The following is a 16,501-nucleotide window of genomic DNA, read 5'->3' on the forward strand; positions in this document are numbered from 1 at the left end:
ATGAATACTCATTATGATGATCAATAAAGCAGTACTCCATATTTTTGATTTCAACACTAATGTCTGCGTGGTATCCCAGAAAGACCTCGATTTCAGCAGCGATGTCGTCTACGAATACGTCAGCAAACGGCTGAACCGCATCATCGGCGATGCCGCCCAGAAGACAGGCGTCTTCTATGCGACCAGTGCCTTTCAGATGAAGCTGCAGGCTCTGGCCGACGGGACGATGACCTTCGACGACCTGGCATCCCAGACGGCCCGTGAACTCTATCAGCTCCTGGCTCACTGCGACGAACCGGAATCGACAGACCTCCTGGTCATTGATTTCCAGGATGACGACGATGTCCGCAACGTAGGCATCCTCATGCTGGAAAACAAGACGGCCTATACCCATCAGATCCTCGACGACGAAGGGACGGTATACAACAAGCTCATCAAGCATTACGCCATCTTGCCCGGGACGGCGCAGAAAGCCGATGCCTATGCCCTCATCAGGCTGAGTGATTTTTCCATCCATTTCGTCGACAAGAAGCGGAAAATGGATGGCGAAGACGTCTATCTCCTGCCGGACAAGCTCTTGCAGTGTACGTCGGTCATTTCCAGCAAGGAAGCCGTGAAAGTCGTCAGCAAGATTGCCGAGAAAGTGGCTGAAGAACACGGAGCCAGTACGGTTGAAGCCTTGTCGAAGGCCAAGACCTATCTCGTAGAAAATGCTGAAACAGCCGATTCTTTTTCACCCCAGGACCTGGGCAGCGATGTCTTCGGCGATTCGCCAGTGCTGCAGCGGGAATTTGAAGAGCAAATCAAAGAAGCCAAACTGCCCGAGGCCGTGGCCATCGAAAAGGAATATGCCCAGAAAGCCGGCCGCAGCCATAAAATCAAGACCGATACGGGCATTGAAATTACCTTTCCTTCAGAATACATCGAAAATACCGATTTCATCCAGTTCATCAATAATCCCGACGGGACCTTGTCCATTGAATTGAAGAATATCGGAAAAATCGTCAACAAATAAGGAGGACTACTATGTCACGCAAAAATCGGCGCAAAAAAGCCAGCCATACTGCGGCTGTTCCGGAAGGGACGACGGCAGCGGCACAGCCTAAAAAGAAGAAGGGACCTGTCCACGGGCTCGATACCCGTACCTGGGTCTTGTACCTCGTCGGCTTTGCCGCCCTGGCCTGGTCGTATTTCGTCTTGTTTACCCGCAACTGGTCGGACGCAGGTTTTGCCTTTACCGTCCTGGTTACGGTTCTCTGGCCCTGGTCTCTCTATAGGAACTGGAAGAAGGGCCCTAAAAAGAGGTAACGCTTATGGATATGTCCCATTACAATAAAGATTACGATACGTCTCATCCCTTTCACGTCGTCGCCCCGTATGAACCGATGGGCGATCAGCCCGAGGCCATCGCCTCCCTGGCGGAAGGCGTCCGTTCCGGCCAGTGGGCCCAGGTCCTCGTCGGGGCTACCGGTACCGGGAAGACCTTCACCATGGCCAAGCTCATCGAAGCCGTCCAGAAACCGACCTTGGTCATCGCTCACAACAAGACCTTGGCAGCCCAGTTGTGCAGCGAATTTAAATCCTTCTTTCCCGATAATGAAGTCGGCTACTTTGTCAGCTATTATGACTTCTATCAGCCTGAAGCCTATATTGCCTCGACGGATACGTATATCGAGAAAGATGCGTCCATCAACGATGAAATCGATAAATTGCGCCACTCGGCGACGATGAGTCTCTTTGAACGGCGCGATGTCATCATCGTCGCTTCCGTTTCCTGCATCTATGGCTTAGGTGACCCGGAAGATTACAGCGAACTCGTCGTATCCCTGCGCCTGGGGCAGGAAAAATCGCAGGAAGAGATCTTGCATAAGCTCGTCGATATCCAGTACAGCCGCAGCGACATGAACCTCGAACGCGGGACTTTCCGCGTCCACGGCGATACGATCGAAGTCTTTCCGGCGGCTTTCGACAACTCCGTCATCCGCATCGAAATGTTCGGCGACGAAATCGACCGCCTGACCGAAGTCGATGTCCTGACCGGCGAAGTCATTGCCGAACGCAAGCACGTCGCCATCTATCCGGCCAGCCATTATGTCACGACCAAGGACAAGATGGAACGGGCCTTGGGACGATCCGTCAGGAACTGGACGAACGGCTGAAAGTGCTGAAAGACGGGGGCCACTTGCTGGAAGCACAGCGATTGGAACAGCGCACGCGCTACGATATGGAAATGATGGAAGAAATGGGCTATTGCTCAGGCATCGAAAACTATTCGCGCCATCTGGCCGGTCGCAAGCCCGGTCAGGCGCCGTATACGCTTCTCGATTATTTCCCCGATGATTTCCTCATCCTCGTCGACGAATCGCACGTCACCCTGCCCCAGCTGCGGGCCATGTATGCCGGTGACCGGTCGCGCAAAGAAAACCTCATCGAATACGGTTTCCGCCTGCCGTCGGCCTTGGACAACCGGCCTTTGAAATTTGAAGAATTTGTCGAACGCATCAATCAGATCGTCTACGTCAGCGCTACGCCAGGGCCCTATGAAATGGAAGTCCAGACCAATCTGGCCCAGCAGATCATCAGGCCGACGGGCCTGTTGGACCCGAACGTGGAAGTCCGTCCCATTGCCGGCCAGATGGATGACCTGTTGGGGGAAATCCGCCAGCGTACGGAAAAGGACGAACGCGTCCTGGTGACGACGCTGACCAAGAAGATGGCCGAAGATTTGACGGACTACCTGAAAGAAATGGGCGTCCGCGTGCGCTATCTCCATTCGGATATCGCTACCATCGAACGGGCCGACATCATCCGCGACCTGCGGGCCGGCGTCTTCGACGTCCTGGTCGGCATCAACCTCCTGCGCGAAGGCCTGGATATGCCGGAAGTCTCGCTGGTAGCCATCCTCGATGCCGATAAGGAAGGCTTCCTGCGGTCGGAAACGTCGCTCATTCAGACCATGGGCCGGGCAGCGCGGAACGTCAACGGCACGGTCATCATGTATGCCGACAAGATCACCGATTCCATGGCCAAGGCTATGGAAGAAACCCAGCGCCGCCGGGAAATCCAGGATGCTTATAATAAAAAACATCATATTACGCCGAAGTCGGTCAAAAAAGACGTCGTCGACCTCATCGAACTGACGAAAGTCGCTGAAGATGAAGCGGCCTATGGCAGCCAGAAAGGGAAGAAAGGCGGCAAGATGACCCGCGAAGCCCTGAATAAGGTCATCAAGACCATGACCTTGCAGATGAAGGAAGCGTCGAAGAATCTGGAATTTGAAAAAGCGGCGGAGCTGCGCGACCGCTTAGGGGAACTGCGCCAGCAGCTGGCCGACATGAGCCACGACGACACCCTGCCCAAAGACATGCAGGGTGCCGACATGCCCAAGCGCCGCTATCGCCGCAAGATAAAGCGGCCTGACGCGAAAAGAAAATAGTCATGCAAAGGTTTTTGTCGGCATACGCCATCCCTTTTATCCTATCGTTTGTCGTGGGTCGTTCATCGTTTACCGTGATGGATTAAATTTTTGAACATTTCCGTTGTAGGGGTCGCCGTGTGGGCGACCCGCTGAGTCCGACATGTTTTATATAATATTGAGTATAGGAGCATCATGGAAGATAAATATATTGTCATTAAAGGTGCGCGTCAGCACAATTTAAAGAACATCGATGTCAAGATTCCCCGGGACAAGCTCGTCGTCTTTACGGGCCTGTCCGGTTCGGGCAAGTCGTCCCTGGCTTTTGATACGATTTACGCCGAAGGCCAGCGCCGCTATGTCGAATCTCTGTCGGCCTATGCCCGGCAGTTCCTGGGCCAGATGGATAAGCCTGATGTCGATTACATTGAAGGCCTGTCGCCGGCTATTTCCATCGACCAGAAGACGACGAGCCGCAATCCCCGGTCGACCGTCGGGACGGTTACGGAAATCTACGATTACCTGCGCCTGCTCTATGCCCGCGTCGGCGAAGCGTATTGCCCGAAATGCGGCAAGCCCATCCGCCAGCAGACTATCGAGCAGATGGCCGATGCTGTCATGGCCCTCGGCGAAGGCGAAAAGGTCATGGTCATGGCCCCTGTCGTCGACGGCCGCAAGGGGACCCATCAGAAACTCCTGGCCAAATTGGTCAAGGACGGCTACGTCCGCGTCCGCGTCGACGGCGAAGTCTACCTTTTGTCCGACGATATTCCCTTGGATAAGAATAAGAAGCATACCATCGACGTCATCATCGACCGCCTGGTCATCAAGAACAGTATCTTGACGCGCCTGACTGATTCTTTGGAAACGGCGGCTAAACTGGCCGATGGCATCGTCCACATTTTCCGTATGGCTACGAAAGAAGTCCTGACTTTCAGTCAGCATTTCGCCTGCCCGGACTGCCACGTCAGCCTGCCGGAAATCGAACCGCATCTCTTTTCTTTCAACAGTCCCTTCGGGGCCTGCCCGGCCTGCTCCGGTATCGGCAGTACCATGGAAGTCGATGCCCGCCTCGTTTTGCCGGACCGCAAGAAATCCTTTGCCGACGGCGCTGTAGCGGCTCTCAGCAGTAATCCCGATTCGTGGTTCATGCGCCAGCTCGGCGGTCTCCTGCGGCCTTATGGCTTTACCCTGGATAATTGTTACGACGACTTGCCGGAAGAACTGCAGGAAAAACTCATGGACGGTTCTGACGACCTGTGCGTCTTTGAATATGAGAACCTGCGCGGCCAGGTAAAGCAGTTCTCGACGACTTTTGAAGGCGTCCTGCCCATGGTCCGCCGCCGCTACCGCGAGGCTTCATCGGATATGATGCGCGACCAGTTCGGACAATTCATGACCGTCAAGCCCTGTTCGACCTGCCATGGCACGCGCCTGCGCCACGAAGCGCTGGCCATCAAGATAGGCGGCTTGAACATCGCTGAATTGACGGATTTGCCTGTCAGCGATATGATTCCCTTCTTCGATAGCTTGAAATTGACGGAAAAGCAGCAGCTCATTGGCAAACAGATTTTCAAGGAAATCAAGGCCCGCCTGAATTTCCTGCAGACCGTCGGCCTCGATTATCTCACTCTGTCGCGGACGGCCGGGACCCTGTCTGGCGGCGAAGCCCAGCGAATCCGCCTGGCGACCCAGATCGGTTCGGGCCTGGTCGGCGTCCTCTACATCCTGGACGAACCGTCTATCGGCCTGCATCAGCGGGATAACGACAAGCTCCTGGAAGCCCTCAAGCGCCTGCGCGACCTGGGCAATACACTCATCGTCGTCGAACACGACGAAGATACCATGCGGGCTGCCGATTATATCGTCGATATCGGTCCGGCTGCAGGGGAACACGGCGGCACCATCGTCGCCCAAGGGTCGGCCGAAGATATCATGGCTTGCTCTCAGTCACTGACGGGCCAGTACCTGAAGGGGACCAAGTACATTCCCGTCCCGAAAGTACGGCGGCTGGGGAGTGGGAACTTTTTGGAAATCATCGGCGCAGCCGAACACAATTTAAAACATATAAACGTGTCCATCCCCATCGGGACCCTGACTGTCGTTACAGGCGTATCCGGGTCGGGTAAGTCGACCTTGGTCAATGAAATCCTGTACAAGGGCATGGCTGAGGCCGTTTACGGAACGCCGCACCGGCCGGGCAAGTTCAAGGCCTTGAAAGGCGTCGAATACATCGATAAGATTATCAACATCGACCAGTCGCCTATTGGTCGGACGCCGCGGTCCAATCCGGCCACGTATACGGGCGTCTTCGATGCCATCCGCCAGCTCTACAGCCAGACGGCAGAAGCCAAGGTGCGCGGCTACAAAGCCGGCCGGTTCAGCTTCAATATCAAAGGCGGCCGCTGTGAAGCCTGCAAGGGTGACGGCATCATCCGCATCGAAATGAATTTCCTGCCAGATGTCTACGTTCCCTGCGAAGTCTGCCACGGTGCCCGCTATAACCGGGAAACGCTGGAAGTCAAATACAAGGGCAAGAATATTTCCGACGTCCTCAACATGACCGTTGACGACGCCTGCCAGTTCTTTGAAAATATCCCGCGCATCGTCAATAAGTTGAAGACGCTGCAGCAGGTCGGCCTGGGCTACATCCGCCTGGGCCAGCCGGCGACGACCTTATCCGGTGGTGAAGCCCAGCGGGTCAAACTGGCGACGGAACTGTCCAAGCGCAGTACCGGCCGGACCCTGTATATCCTCGATGAACCGACGACGGGCCTGCACACGGCGGACATCCACAAGCTCATGGACGTCTTGCAGATGCTCGTTGACGGCGGCGATACCGTCGTCGTCATCGAACACAATCTGGACGTCATCAAGACGGCAGACTATCTCATCGACCTCGGTCCCGAAGGTGGTGCCGGCGGCGGGACCGTCGTCGCCACGGGAACGCCGGAAGAAATCTGCCAGGTACCAGCTTCGTATACGGGAAAATTCCTCAAGCCCGTCCTGGAACGCACCAAGGCCCTCATGGCCGGCGAGAAGGGAGAATAAGCCATGGCTGTCAGCGAAGCCGTCCGGGAAAAGGTTCGTAACCTGCCGACCCAGCCCGGCGTCTATCTTTGGAAAGATGAGAAGGGGAAAATCATTTACGTCGGCAAAGCCGTCAATCTGCGCAACCGCGTGACCAGCTATGTCCGCCACGATGCCAACAGGGCGCCGAAAGTAGCGGCCATGGTCAGCCATGCTGTGGACTTGGAAACGATAGTCGTCGCTACGGAAATGGAAGCCCTCATCCTGGAAAATACGCTCATCAAGAAATACCATCCCCACTACAACATCATGCTCCGCGACGACAAGACCTATCCCTATATCAAGGTCACCGTCCAGGAAGATTACCCACGCATCTTCATGACCCGCCGCGTCAGCCGCGACGGCGCCCGCTATTTCGGCCCCTTTGCCGATTCGACAGCCGTCCACCGCGTCCTGAAGCTCATGCAGCGGGCCTACCACATCCGGTCGTGCCGGACCATGCCGACGGACCGGCCATGTTTGCAGTACCATTTGCATCACTGCGATGCGCCCTGCGTCCACTATATCACCAAAGGGGATTACGGGGTCCTGATCCGCCAGGCCCTGGATATCCTCGAAGGCCGGGACAGCGGCGTTTCCCAGGCGCTGCAGCAGAAGATGGAAGAGGCTGCGGAGGCCATGGAATTTGAAAAGGCTGCCATGTACCGTGACCAGATCAAGGCCATTGCCGTCATCCAGGAACAGCAGAACATCGTCAATACGACTGGCGGCGATATGGACGTCATCGGCCTGGCCCGTCAGGCCGGGCAGACATGCGTCCAGATCTATACGGTCCGCATGGGCAAGCTCATGGGACGGGAAACGTTTTCCCTGGACAACGGCAGCGACGACGATGTGCCGTCCCTGATGGAAGCCGTCGTTGACCAGTATTATGGCGACGGGACTTTCATCCCGGCAGAAATCGTCGTACCAGGCCTGGAAGACCGGGAAGGCTGCGAACGCCGCCTGAGCCAGCAGAAGGGGAAGAAAGTCACTGTCGTCATCCCGCAGCGGGGGACGAAGAAACAACTCCTGGACATGGCTGCTGAAAATGCAGCCGGCCTTTTGGAACAGAAACGGCTGCAGTGGCAGCACGACGTGGACAAGACGACCGGTGCCGTCGAAGGCCTGGCGCGGATCCTCAACCTGCCCTGCCTGCCGGAACGCATGGAGTGCTTCGATATTTCCCATACCCAGGGCATCGAGACCGTCGCTTCCATGGTCGTCTTCGAGCATGGTCAGCCGGCTAAGAAGGAGTATCGCCGCTTTAAGCTGAAGACCGTCCAGGGCAAGCCTGATGACTTCAAGTCCATGGCGGAAATCATGGAACGGCGCTATGGTGAAAAGGATTGGCCCGTACCGGACCTGATCATCATCGACGGCGGCAAAGGCCAGCTCCATGCGGCCCTGCCCGTCATCCGCCAGGCCGGCTGCGAAGCGCCGGTCATCAGTCTGGCCAAGCGCATCGAAGAAGTTTTCGTCGAAGGCCGCAGCGATTCTATCATCCTCAGTCACCACACGCCGGAACTGCAGCTGTTGCAGGCCATCCGTGACGAAGCTCATCGCTTTGCCATTACCTATCACCGTCATTTGCGGGGCAAGCGCAGCCTCGTGTCCATCCTGGACCACGTCGAAGGCATCGGACCCAAACGGCGCAAGGCCTTGTGGACGGCCTTCAAGACCTTAGGCGACATGAAAGCGGCGTCCATCGAGGAACTGGCTGCCGTGCCGGGCATGAACCGCCAGGCTGCCGAAAATGTTTATTATTTCTTCCGCCTGGGAACCGATGAAAAGCGGAAAATGACCCAATAAATATGGTATAATAAAAAGAAATGAAAGAGGAGGGATTATATGAAGAAAAAAGTCCTTACCATTTTATGTGGCGCCTGGCTCATGGGGGCCGTCGCCATGGCTGCTTCGCCAGCCCTTATCCAGGATGCGCCGAAAGCCGTCTATACCCATAGCGATGGCAGCGTCCTCAGTATCCAGTACCCGGCCATTACCATGACCAACAACGCCGGAGCGGCCCAATTGATAGCCCAGTATTTTACCGATGAACAGCAGCAGGCCAAGACCTTTTTCGACCAGCAGGGCGATAAGGGCATCAAATTGACGGAAGAAAAGACGTACACCGTCACCTTGAACGATGGCAAGTATTTGTCCTTCCTCGATGAAGGCTATCTCTATTTCGACAGAGCCGCTCATCCGACGAGCTGGAAGACCGGCGTCGTCTTCGATGTAGCGACGGGCAAGCGGATCACCAACTGGCGGGATTTGGTCAAACCGGGTGATGAAAAGTATTTCACCCTGCAGAAAATCACGAATAAGCTGACTTTGAGCGGCCACGTCCTGTCGTCATATTTCAATGGATTGACGGAAGATCCGAAGAATTTCTACCTCGACAAGAGCCGCAATATCCACTTCGTCTTCGGCCAGTATGAGGTAGCTCCGTACTCGTCGGGCATCATCGATATCAATATGGGAAGACAGGCAAAATAAGTCGTAAAATAATCTTGCTTTTTTTTGCCCAATATGATATCATAAACATGTCAAAAATAATTAATAAGAATTATTCGTTAATACGTTGATTCAGGAGGAAAAGAACATGGATAAGTACGAATGCAGCATTTGCGGTTATATTTATGATGAAGCTGAAGGCGACGCAGACAACGGCGTTGCAGCTGGCACGAAATTCGCTGATCTCCCGGCAGATTGGGTATGTCCGACCTGCGGCGCAGACAAAGACGCTTTCGTAAAAATGGACTAATTTTTGAATGTGTGAAGTTTGATGTATGACGTTTGAAGCGATGGCTTTAAATTTCAAACCATCCACATCAAACATCAAACTTTTAACTTCAAACTTAAAAAGAGCTTGTCGCATATGCGGCAAGCTCTTTTTATTGACAATCTTCCGGAAGCACGATACAATGATTACTGTTAGACATAAATATTCGTCATGTTTCACATGATTTTGCAGGGGGTGCTTCTGTGAATTTAAAATATGTCAAAGGCAGTTACATGGATGAAATCATGTACGAAGGCCGGCCTGTCCTGTTCACTCTCGATGGCCTCGATGAAGGCCATGAAGAGGAAGCGCAGCAGTACGGCGAAGAAGTTTGGAACTGGGTTTTGGCGCATCGCTCCCGTGTCATCGCTCACGCGCCGCTGATTGCGAATTTCAAGAACAAGAAATGGCGTTCTGACGGCGAACCGGAAGTGACAGCAGAGGAAATCCGCAGTTATTTAAGTCGCATCACTTCGATTTATGCCACTTATAAGAAAGGCTTCGACGTATTCTTCGATACCAATGACGTATTCGATGAACGATCCATCGTCATCAGCATGGGCAAGAATTTCTTCTTTGAAGGCTTCAAACTCTTGTAATCCTGTCATATTGTAGAATCACTGAGAATGTGGTAAAATAAGGAATAATCATTGATAGAGAGGTGAATATCATGGCAAAACACATCATTACGATCAACACAGAATCGATCCAGAAGACGGCACAGCACGCTGGCTGCAGCGAATGTCAGACGTCCTGCCAGTCCGCTTGCAAAACTTCTTGCACCGTTGGCAATCAGATCTGCACAAAATAAGTTACGTGAAGGAAAAGGGGCGTCGCTCGCGCGGCACCCCCTTCTTTTTGTATGGAGGAAACATTATTCATGGCTGAAATTAAACCAATGATTCATAAATACTGTCAGAACGGCACTTACATGCTCCTCGACGTCAACAGCGGCATCATCAACGTCATCGACAAGATGACCTACGATGTCCTCGACGTCTATGACGGTACCAATAAAGAAGTTGTCTATCAGGCTTTTGCCGGGACTTATGACAAAAAGGATTTAGATGAAACCCTGGGGGAATTGGACGGGCTCATCGAAAAGGAAATGCTCTTCGCACCGATGACGGAAAACTTCAAGGTCGTTGCCGAAGAAGAACCGGTCATCAAGTCCTTATGCCTGAACATCGCGCACGACTGCAACCTGCGCTGTAAGTACTGCTTTGCCTCTCAGGGCGATTATGATACGCACAAGCGGGAACTCATGAGCTTCGACGTAGCTAAACACGCCGTCGATCTGCTCATCAAGAGCACCGAAGGCAAACGCCAGCACTGCGAAATCGACTTCTTCGGCGGCGAACCGCTGATGAACTTCGGCGTCGTCAAGCAGACCATCGAATACATCCGGGAACAGGAAAAGATCCACGATAAAGTCTTCAAACTGTCCCTGACGACGAACGGCATGCTTCTCGACCCAGCCAAGGTCAAGTATTTGACGGATAACCACATCAGCCTCATCCTCAGCCTCGACGGCCGTCCGGAAGTCCACGACCGCATGCGCCCCGACGCCGGTGGCCACGGCTCCTATAAGACCTGTGCGGACAATCAGGTCTATGCTGCCAAGCATCGCAATGGTGAAGAATATTACGTCCGCGGGACGTATACAAAATACAACCTCGATTTTACCAAAGACGTAGAACACATGGCCGACCTCGGCTTTGAAGGCCTGTCCATGGAACCTGTCGTCGGTGACGATCTGTCCTATGCCATTACGGACGACGATTTGCCCCGCATTTACGAAGAATATGACCGCCTGGCTGATTTCTACTTGAAGCGTATGGATGAAGGCCGTCCCTTCATTTACTATCATTTCATCATGGATCTCTACCGCGGTCCCTGTATCGCCAAGCGCCTGCGCGGCTGCGGTGCCGGTCATGAATACATGTGTGTCGTCCCCAACGGCGATATCTATCCGTGCCATCAGTTTGTCGGCCAGGACGACTACGTCATCGGCAATGTCTATGACGGCGTGACCAATACGGAACTGCCGCCGCTCTTCCGCGACATGCACGTCCTCAACAAGCCCATCTGCTGCGACTGCTGGGCCAAGTTCTTCTGCAGCGGCGGCTGCCATGCCAACAATATCAAGTACGGTGGCAATATCCAGACGCCGTATGAACTGAGCTGCAAGATCCAGAAGAAACGCATCGAATGTGCCATGTACATCCAGGCTGTCCTGGCCATGCGCGGCCAGAAAGCCCGCCTCTTCGGCGATCCCGAAGAAAACTGTGAAGGATGCGGCGCCTGTGAATAAGCTGACGAAACTCATGAAGCTCAAGGTCTTCTTGTGGATCGTCGTCTATGCCTATCTGTTTTATGCCATTGCCGTCGATGGCCCGTCGGCAGGTCTCTTAGGCCTGCTGGCGGCGGCTGTCGTCGTCTGTGTCATGCAGATTTGGATGCATAGCAAGGCACGGACCCGGTGGATGCATAATAAATTTGATAAAAAATAACCAGAAACGCTACTAAATAGGTTGACTTTATGGCGTTTATGGAGTACATTAAGAACAGTTCAGTAAGTGTATCTAAATAGTACACTTTATCAATACAGAAATTTGCGTTTTATCCTGGCAGACAGGGTAGAAGAAAACGCATAACTTTTATAGGAGTGATACTGATGAGTGAATTATTACGAGTAGAAGGCTTGCATATCGCTGTCGAAGGCAAAGAAATCCTCAAAGGCCTCGACCTGACGATCAACACAGGCGAAACACATGTCATCATGGGTTCCAACGGCGCCGGCAAATCGACGCTGTTCAATGCCATCATGGGCAACCCGAAATATGTCGTCACAGCCGGCAAGATCTTCTTTGAAGGAAAGGATATTACGGACGCTCCCGTCAACGAACGCGCCAAAGCAGGCATCTTCATGGCCTTCCAGCAGCCCATCGCTGTCCAGGGCATTTCCGTTGAAAACTTCATCCGTAACGCCAAGAGCACTGTATCGGGCCAGCAGCAGCGCATCATGCCGTTCCGCAAGAAGCTCCACGCTCAGATGGAACAGCTGAAAATGGATAAATCCTATGCCGAACGCTATGTCAACGATGGTTTCTCCGGCGGCGAACGGAAAAAGACGGAAATCCTCCAGATGTGCATGCTCGAACCGAAACTGACCATGCTCGACGAAATCGACTCGGGCCTCGACGTCGATGCTGTCCGCATCGTATCGGAAACGGTATCGAAGTACCACAATGAAAATAATTCTATCCTGGTCATTACCCACCACAGTGAAATTTTACAGCACTTGAAACCTGATTTCGTTCATATCCTCATCGACGGCAAGATCGTCAAGACCGGCGATGCATCGCTCATCCAGGCTATTGAAGCCAACGGCTACGACGCATACAAAGGATAGTAGGAGGTACAGCTATGGCTGATAACAAAGAAAAACTTGTCGAACAGGAAAAAGAAAAACTGGCAGAAGAACGCCAGAAAATCGATACCTTTGCTGATTTCGGCAATATGTATAATTTTAAGAAAGATTTCACCTATTCCTATAAGACCGATGCCGGCCTGACGGAAGATATCGTCCGCGAAATTTCCGAAAAGAAACACGAACCGGAATGGATGCTCAATTTCCGCCTCAAATCGCTGGACATCTTCAACCATATGGACTATCCTGATTGGGGTCCGGATATCAGCGAACTCGATATGGATAACATCGTCACCTACGTCCGCCCGAACGCTCAGATGAAAGCTGACTGGAACGACGTACCGGATGACATCAAAGATACCTTCGACCGCCTGGGGATCCCGGAAGCCGAAAAGACATCCCTCGCCGGCGTCGGCGCCCAGTACGACTCGGAAGTCGTCTATCACAGCATCCAGGACGAACTGGTCCAGCAGGGCGTCGTCTACACCGACTTCGATACGGCCCTTGAAAAATATGAAGACATCGTCAAGGCCCACTTCATGAAGCTCGTCCCGCCGACGGATCACAAGTTCGCCGCCCTTCACGGTGCCGTCTGGTCCGGTGGCTCCTTCGTCTATGTACCGGCCGGCGTCGACGTCTCCATCCCACTGCAGAGCTATTTCCGTCTCAATGCACCGGGTGCAGGCCAGTTCGAACATACCATGATTATCGTCGAAAAGGGAGCCAAGGTCCACTTCATCGAAGGCTGTTCGGCGCCGAAATACAATGTCGCCAACCTTCATGCGGGCTGTGTTGAATTGTTCATCGGTGACGATGCATCCCTGACCTATTCGACCATCGAAAACTGGTCCAAGAATATGTACAACCTCAATACCAAACGGGCCATCGTCGGCAAGAACGGCACTATCAACTGGGTCACCGGTTCCTTCGGCTCCCACACGTCGTGCCTCTATCCCATGAGTATCCTCCAGGGCGAAGGCGCTCATTGCGAATTTACCGGCGTCACCTTTGCCGGCAAGGGCCAGTACCTCGATACGGGCTCGAAAGTCGTCCACAATGCGCCGAATACGACGAGCAACATCAACTCCAAATCCATCAGCAAGAGCGGCGGCGTCTGCATCTATCGCGGCAGTGTCGTCATCAATCCGCCGGCTGACGGTGCCAAAGCCAACGTCAGCTGCGAATCGCTCATGCTCGACGAAGAATCGCAGTCCGATACGATTCCGGCTATCGTCGTCAAGAACGACAATATCGACCTCGGCCATGAAGCTTCCATCGGCCGCATTTCCGATGATGCTATCTTCTACCTCATGAGCCGCGGCCTCAGCGAAGATGAAGCGCGGGCTATGCTCGTCCGGGGCTTCGTCGAACCGGTATCCAAGGCCCTGCCTCTGGAATATGCCGTCGAAATGAACAACCTGATCAATCTCGAACTCAAAGGTTCGTTGAAATAGGGGAGGAGGAACATCATGGCAGTAAAGACAGAAAAAATCCAGTACAACCAACTCCCGCGTCCGACCTTCCGCTGGATGAAGGTCAATCACTTGGAATTGGACCCCTTGAAAGCCCAGGCTCTCCCGGCTTACACGCCGGAAGAACGTCACGATGGCGAAGCAGCTGTCGCTTTCTATGAAGGCAACCAGATTGTAGGCCTCAATGATTTCCAGGGTTCCAATGCGGAAGAACTTCAAAAAGCACTGAACCAGGCCAATTCCGGCTGCGCCGTCAGCGTCGGCGAAAACCAGAAAGGGTCGGTCCATCTCAAATACAGCCTCAGCGCCGATATGCCTCAGCTCACGGCACAGCTCAAAATCGAAGCGGCTGCCCACAGCGACTTGACCGTTTATCTGGAATTTGACGGCGATGCCGAAGACGGTTCCGTCAATTTCCTGACCTTCGTCAAGACCGGCGAAGGCGCTCACGTCAAAATCAGCAAGGTCCAGCTCAACGGCGAACACGTCCGCCACGTCGAACACCGCTATGGCGATGCCGGCAAAGAAAGCACCATCGACTACGTCAGTGCCGAATTGGGCGGCAAAGCAGCCATTGTCTACTACAAGACAGACCTCATGCAGGATGAAAGTAATTTCAATAGCCAGGCCATGTACCTCGGCCATGACGACCAGATCGTCGACTTCTCTTACTGGGTTCCGACGCAGGGCGTCAAGACCAATACGGATATCCTGACGACAGGCGCTCTCCTCGATACGTCGAAGAAATTCTTCCGCGGTACCATCGACTTCCTCCGCGGCGGCAAGAAGGCTGTCGGCTCCGAATCGGATACGTGCATCCTGCTCAGCCCAAAGGTCCATTCCATTTCCGTACCGCTCCTCCTCTGCAAAGAAGATGACGTCGTCGGGAATCACGCTTCCAGTGCCGGCCAGATCGATAAAGACAAGCTCTTCTACCTCATGAGCCGCGGCTTCAACGAAAGCGGTGCCCAGCTGATCATCGTCGAATCGAACATCCGCCCGGTCATCGATGCTTTGGGCGATAAAGATTTAGAAAATAGAGCGCTCCAGGCTGTCCGTGAAAAGATGCAGTTCTGCCGCAAGAAAGGTGATTGTCATGCTAAATGTACGCAAAGATTTCCCCATCTTGACTAAAGTCCATAATGGACATCAGATCGTTTACTTTGATAATGCTGCGACGACGCAGAAACCGTACCAGGTCATCCACGCCATCGTAGACCTCCTGGAACACCACAACGGCAATCCCCATCGCGGCGCCCACGTCCTCAGCATCGAAGCTGGTGAATTGTACGACGAAGCCCGCGAAGCAGTCCGTAAATTCATCAATGCCGCTTCGACGGAAGAAGTCATCTTCGTCCGCAATACGACAGAAGCGCTGAACCTCGTAGCCCGCAGCTATGCAGAACCGCGCCTGAAGAAGGGCGATAAGATCGTCATTCCCATTTCGGAACATCATTCCGACCTGGTCACGTGGCAGCGCGTCTGCCAGAAGACCGGGGCTGAACTCGATTACATGTACCTCGACGAAGAAGGCCACTTCACCGAAGAAGACCTGGCCAAGATCGACGACAAGACGAAAATCGTCGCCTTTGCCGCCGTCAGCAACGTCTTCGGCATGAAACGCCCGGTCAAGGAAATCGTCGCCAAAGCCCATGCTGTCGGTGCCATTGCCATCGTCGACGGCGCGCAGTCGACGCCGCATATGAAGACCGACGTCCAGGATATGGACTGCGACTTCTTCGCTTTCTCCGGCCACAAGATGTGCGGCTCTGCCAGCACTGGCGTCCTCTACGGCAAGAAAGCCATTTTGGAAGGCATGGAACCGTTCCTCCTCGGCGGCGATATGATTGAATACGTCAAAGAACAGTCGACGACGTTCAACGAACTGCCCTTTAAATTTGAAGCAGGTTCCCAGAACGTCGAAGGCGCCGTTGCCCTGCACGCTGCTATCGACTATCTGGAAGATTTGGGCATGGACAATATCGAAGCCCATGAAGAAGAACTGACCCGCCACTGCCTGGAAGGGATGAAGAGGATTCCCCATATCCACATCATCGGCAGCACGGATCCGGCTGAAAAGACTGGCGTCATCACCTTCACCATCGACGGCGTCCATCCTCATGACGCAGCGACCATCCTGGACAGCTTCGGCATCGCCATCCGTTCAGGCCACCACTGCGCTCAGCCTTTAGGTGCTCATTTGGGCGTAGAAGCTTCCAACCGTGCCAGCTTCTATATCTACAATACCCTGGAAGAAGTCGATTACTTCCTGGAAAAACTGCCCCTCGTCCGCAAGCAGATGGGTTTTAAAGACTAAGGAGATAGAG

The 16,501-nt window shown here is 53.6% G+C and carries 14 protein-coding genes and 1 pseudogene; all 15 read left to right on the forward strand.

Annotated elements, in window-relative coordinates; translation table 11 throughout:
• Positions 1-13: 13 nt before the first annotated feature.
• On the forward strand, positions 14-1,015 hold the full coding sequence (locus C6362_RS08425) for a nucleoid-associated protein (protein WP_014017084.1): 1,002 nt from the start codon (positions 14-16) through the stop codon (positions 1,013-1,015).
• An 11-nt stretch (positions 1,016-1,026) separates the two neighbouring features.
• Positions 1,027-1,308: a hypothetical protein gene (locus C6362_RS08430; RefSeq protein ID WP_014017083.1), complete on the forward strand. Its 282-nt coding sequence runs from the start codon at positions 1,027-1,029 to the stop codon at positions 1,306-1,308.
• An 11-nt stretch (positions 1,309-1,319) separates the two neighbouring features.
• Positions 1,320-3,436: pseudogene (gene uvrB / locus C6362_RS08435) on the forward strand (excinuclease ABC subunit UvrB).
• A 174-nt stretch (positions 3,437-3,610) separates the two neighbouring features.
• Entirely contained in the window at positions 3,611-6,466 is a 2,856-nt protein-coding gene (gene uvrA / locus C6362_RS08440) for an excinuclease ABC subunit UvrA (RefSeq protein WP_014017081.1), read from the forward strand.
• 3 nt (positions 6,467-6,469) lie between these two features.
• Positions 6,470-8,296, forward strand: coding sequence for an excinuclease ABC subunit UvrC (gene uvrC, locus C6362_RS08445; RefSeq protein ID WP_014017080.1), 1,827 nt, complete (start codon positions 6,470-6,472; stop codon positions 8,294-8,296).
• Positions 8,297-8,335: 39 nt separating this feature from the next.
• The gene (locus C6362_RS08450; protein ID WP_014017079.1) at positions 8,336-8,983 is read left to right on the forward strand and encodes an RsiV family protein; all 648 of its coding nucleotides are present in this window, start codon (positions 8,336-8,338) and stop codon (positions 8,981-8,983) included.
• A gap of 106 nt (positions 8,984-9,089) precedes the next feature.
• Positions 9,090-9,251 carry a rubredoxin gene (locus C6362_RS08455; protein WP_014017078.1) on the forward strand — a complete coding sequence of 54 codons (162 nt, stop codon included), beginning with the start codon at positions 9,090-9,092 and terminating at the stop codon, positions 9,249-9,251.
• Positions 9,252-9,472: 221 nt separating this feature from the next.
• Positions 9,473-9,868, forward strand: coding sequence for a hypothetical protein (locus C6362_RS08460; protein ID WP_014017077.1), 396 nt, complete (start codon positions 9,473-9,475; stop codon positions 9,866-9,868).
• 71 nt (positions 9,869-9,939) lie between these two features.
• A complete protein-coding gene (scfA, locus tag C6362_RS08465) occupies positions 9,940-10,080 on the forward strand; it encodes a six-cysteine ranthipeptide SCIFF (RefSeq protein ID WP_014017076.1) in 141 nt (46 codons plus the stop codon).
• A gap of 69 nt (positions 10,081-10,149) precedes the next feature.
• Positions 10,150-11,583 (forward strand): thioether cross-link-forming SCIFF peptide maturase, encoded by a 1,434-nt coding sequence (gene scfB, locus C6362_RS08470; protein ID WP_014017075.1) that lies wholly within the window; start codon positions 10,150-10,152, stop codon positions 11,581-11,583.
• Entirely contained in the window at positions 11,576-11,782 is a 207-nt protein-coding gene (locus C6362_RS08475; protein WP_014017074.1) for a hypothetical protein, read from the forward strand. Before scfB ends, C6362_RS08475 begins: the two co-directional genes overlap by 8 nt.
• Positions 11,783-11,946: 164 nt before the next feature.
• Positions 11,947-12,684 carry a Fe-S cluster assembly ATPase SufC gene (gene sufC, locus C6362_RS08480; protein WP_014017073.1) on the forward strand — a complete coding sequence of 246 codons (738 nt, stop codon included), beginning with the start codon at positions 11,947-11,949 and terminating at the stop codon, positions 12,682-12,684.
• Positions 12,685-12,698: 14 nt separating this feature from the next.
• Positions 12,699-14,156: a Fe-S cluster assembly protein SufB gene (gene sufB, locus C6362_RS08485; protein ID WP_014017072.1), complete on the forward strand. Its 1,458-nt coding sequence runs from the start codon at positions 12,699-12,701 to the stop codon at positions 14,154-14,156.
• Between the two features lie 15 nt (positions 14,157-14,171).
• A complete protein-coding gene (locus tag C6362_RS08490; RefSeq protein ID WP_014017071.1) occupies positions 14,172-15,308 on the forward strand; it encodes a SufB/SufD family protein in 1,137 nt (378 codons plus the stop codon).
• A complete protein-coding gene (locus C6362_RS08495; protein WP_014017070.1) occupies positions 15,271-16,491 on the forward strand; it encodes an aminotransferase class V-fold PLP-dependent enzyme in 1,221 nt (406 codons plus the stop codon). The genes C6362_RS08490 and C6362_RS08495 overlap by 38 nt, the downstream gene beginning before the upstream one ends.
• Positions 16,492-16,501 lie beyond the last annotated feature (10 nt).

Origin of the sequence: Megasphaera elsdenii DSM 20460 (genome assembly GCF_003010495.1) — a bacterium.
Lineage (GTDB): Bacteria > Bacillota > Negativicutes > Veillonellales > Megasphaeraceae > Megasphaera > Megasphaera elsdenii.

Bases quoted from the DNA above. Each gene is read 5' to 3' on its own strand.
- uvrC (WP_014017080.1), top strand. From the start codon at position 6,470: ATGGCTGTCAGCGAAGCCGTCCGGGAAAAGGTTCGTAACCTGCCGACC.
- scfA (WP_014017076.1), top strand. From the start codon at position 9,940: ATGGCAAAACACATCATTACGATCAACACAGAATCGATCCAGAAGACG.
- uvrA (WP_014017081.1), top strand. From the start codon at position 3,611: ATGGAAGATAAATATATTGTCATTAAAGGTGCGCGTCAGCACAATTTA.
- C6362_RS08425 (WP_014017084.1), top strand. From the start codon at position 14: ATGATGATCAATAAAGCAGTACTCCATATTTTTGATTTCAACACTAAT.
- C6362_RS08430 (WP_014017083.1), top strand. From the start codon at position 1,027: ATGTCACGCAAAAATCGGCGCAAAAAAGCCAGCCATACTGCGGCTGTT.
- C6362_RS08495 (WP_014017070.1), top strand. From the start codon at position 15,271: ATGCTAAATGTACGCAAAGATTTCCCCATCTTGACTAAAGTCCATAAT.
- C6362_RS08490 (WP_014017071.1), top strand. From the start codon at position 14,172: ATGGCAGTAAAGACAGAAAAAATCCAGTACAACCAACTCCCGCGTCCG.
- sufB (WP_014017072.1), top strand. From the start codon at position 12,699: ATGGCTGATAACAAAGAAAAACTTGTCGAACAGGAAAAAGAAAAACTG.
- sufC (WP_014017073.1), top strand. From the start codon at position 11,947: ATGAGTGAATTATTACGAGTAGAAGGCTTGCATATCGCTGTCGAAGGC.
- C6362_RS08450 (WP_014017079.1), top strand. From the start codon at position 8,336: ATGAAGAAAAAAGTCCTTACCATTTTATGTGGCGCCTGGCTCATGGGG.
- C6362_RS08455 (WP_014017078.1), top strand. From the start codon at position 9,090: ATGGATAAGTACGAATGCAGCATTTGCGGTTATATTTATGATGAAGCT.
- scfB (WP_014017075.1), top strand. From the start codon at position 10,150: ATGGCTGAAATTAAACCAATGATTCATAAATACTGTCAGAACGGCACT.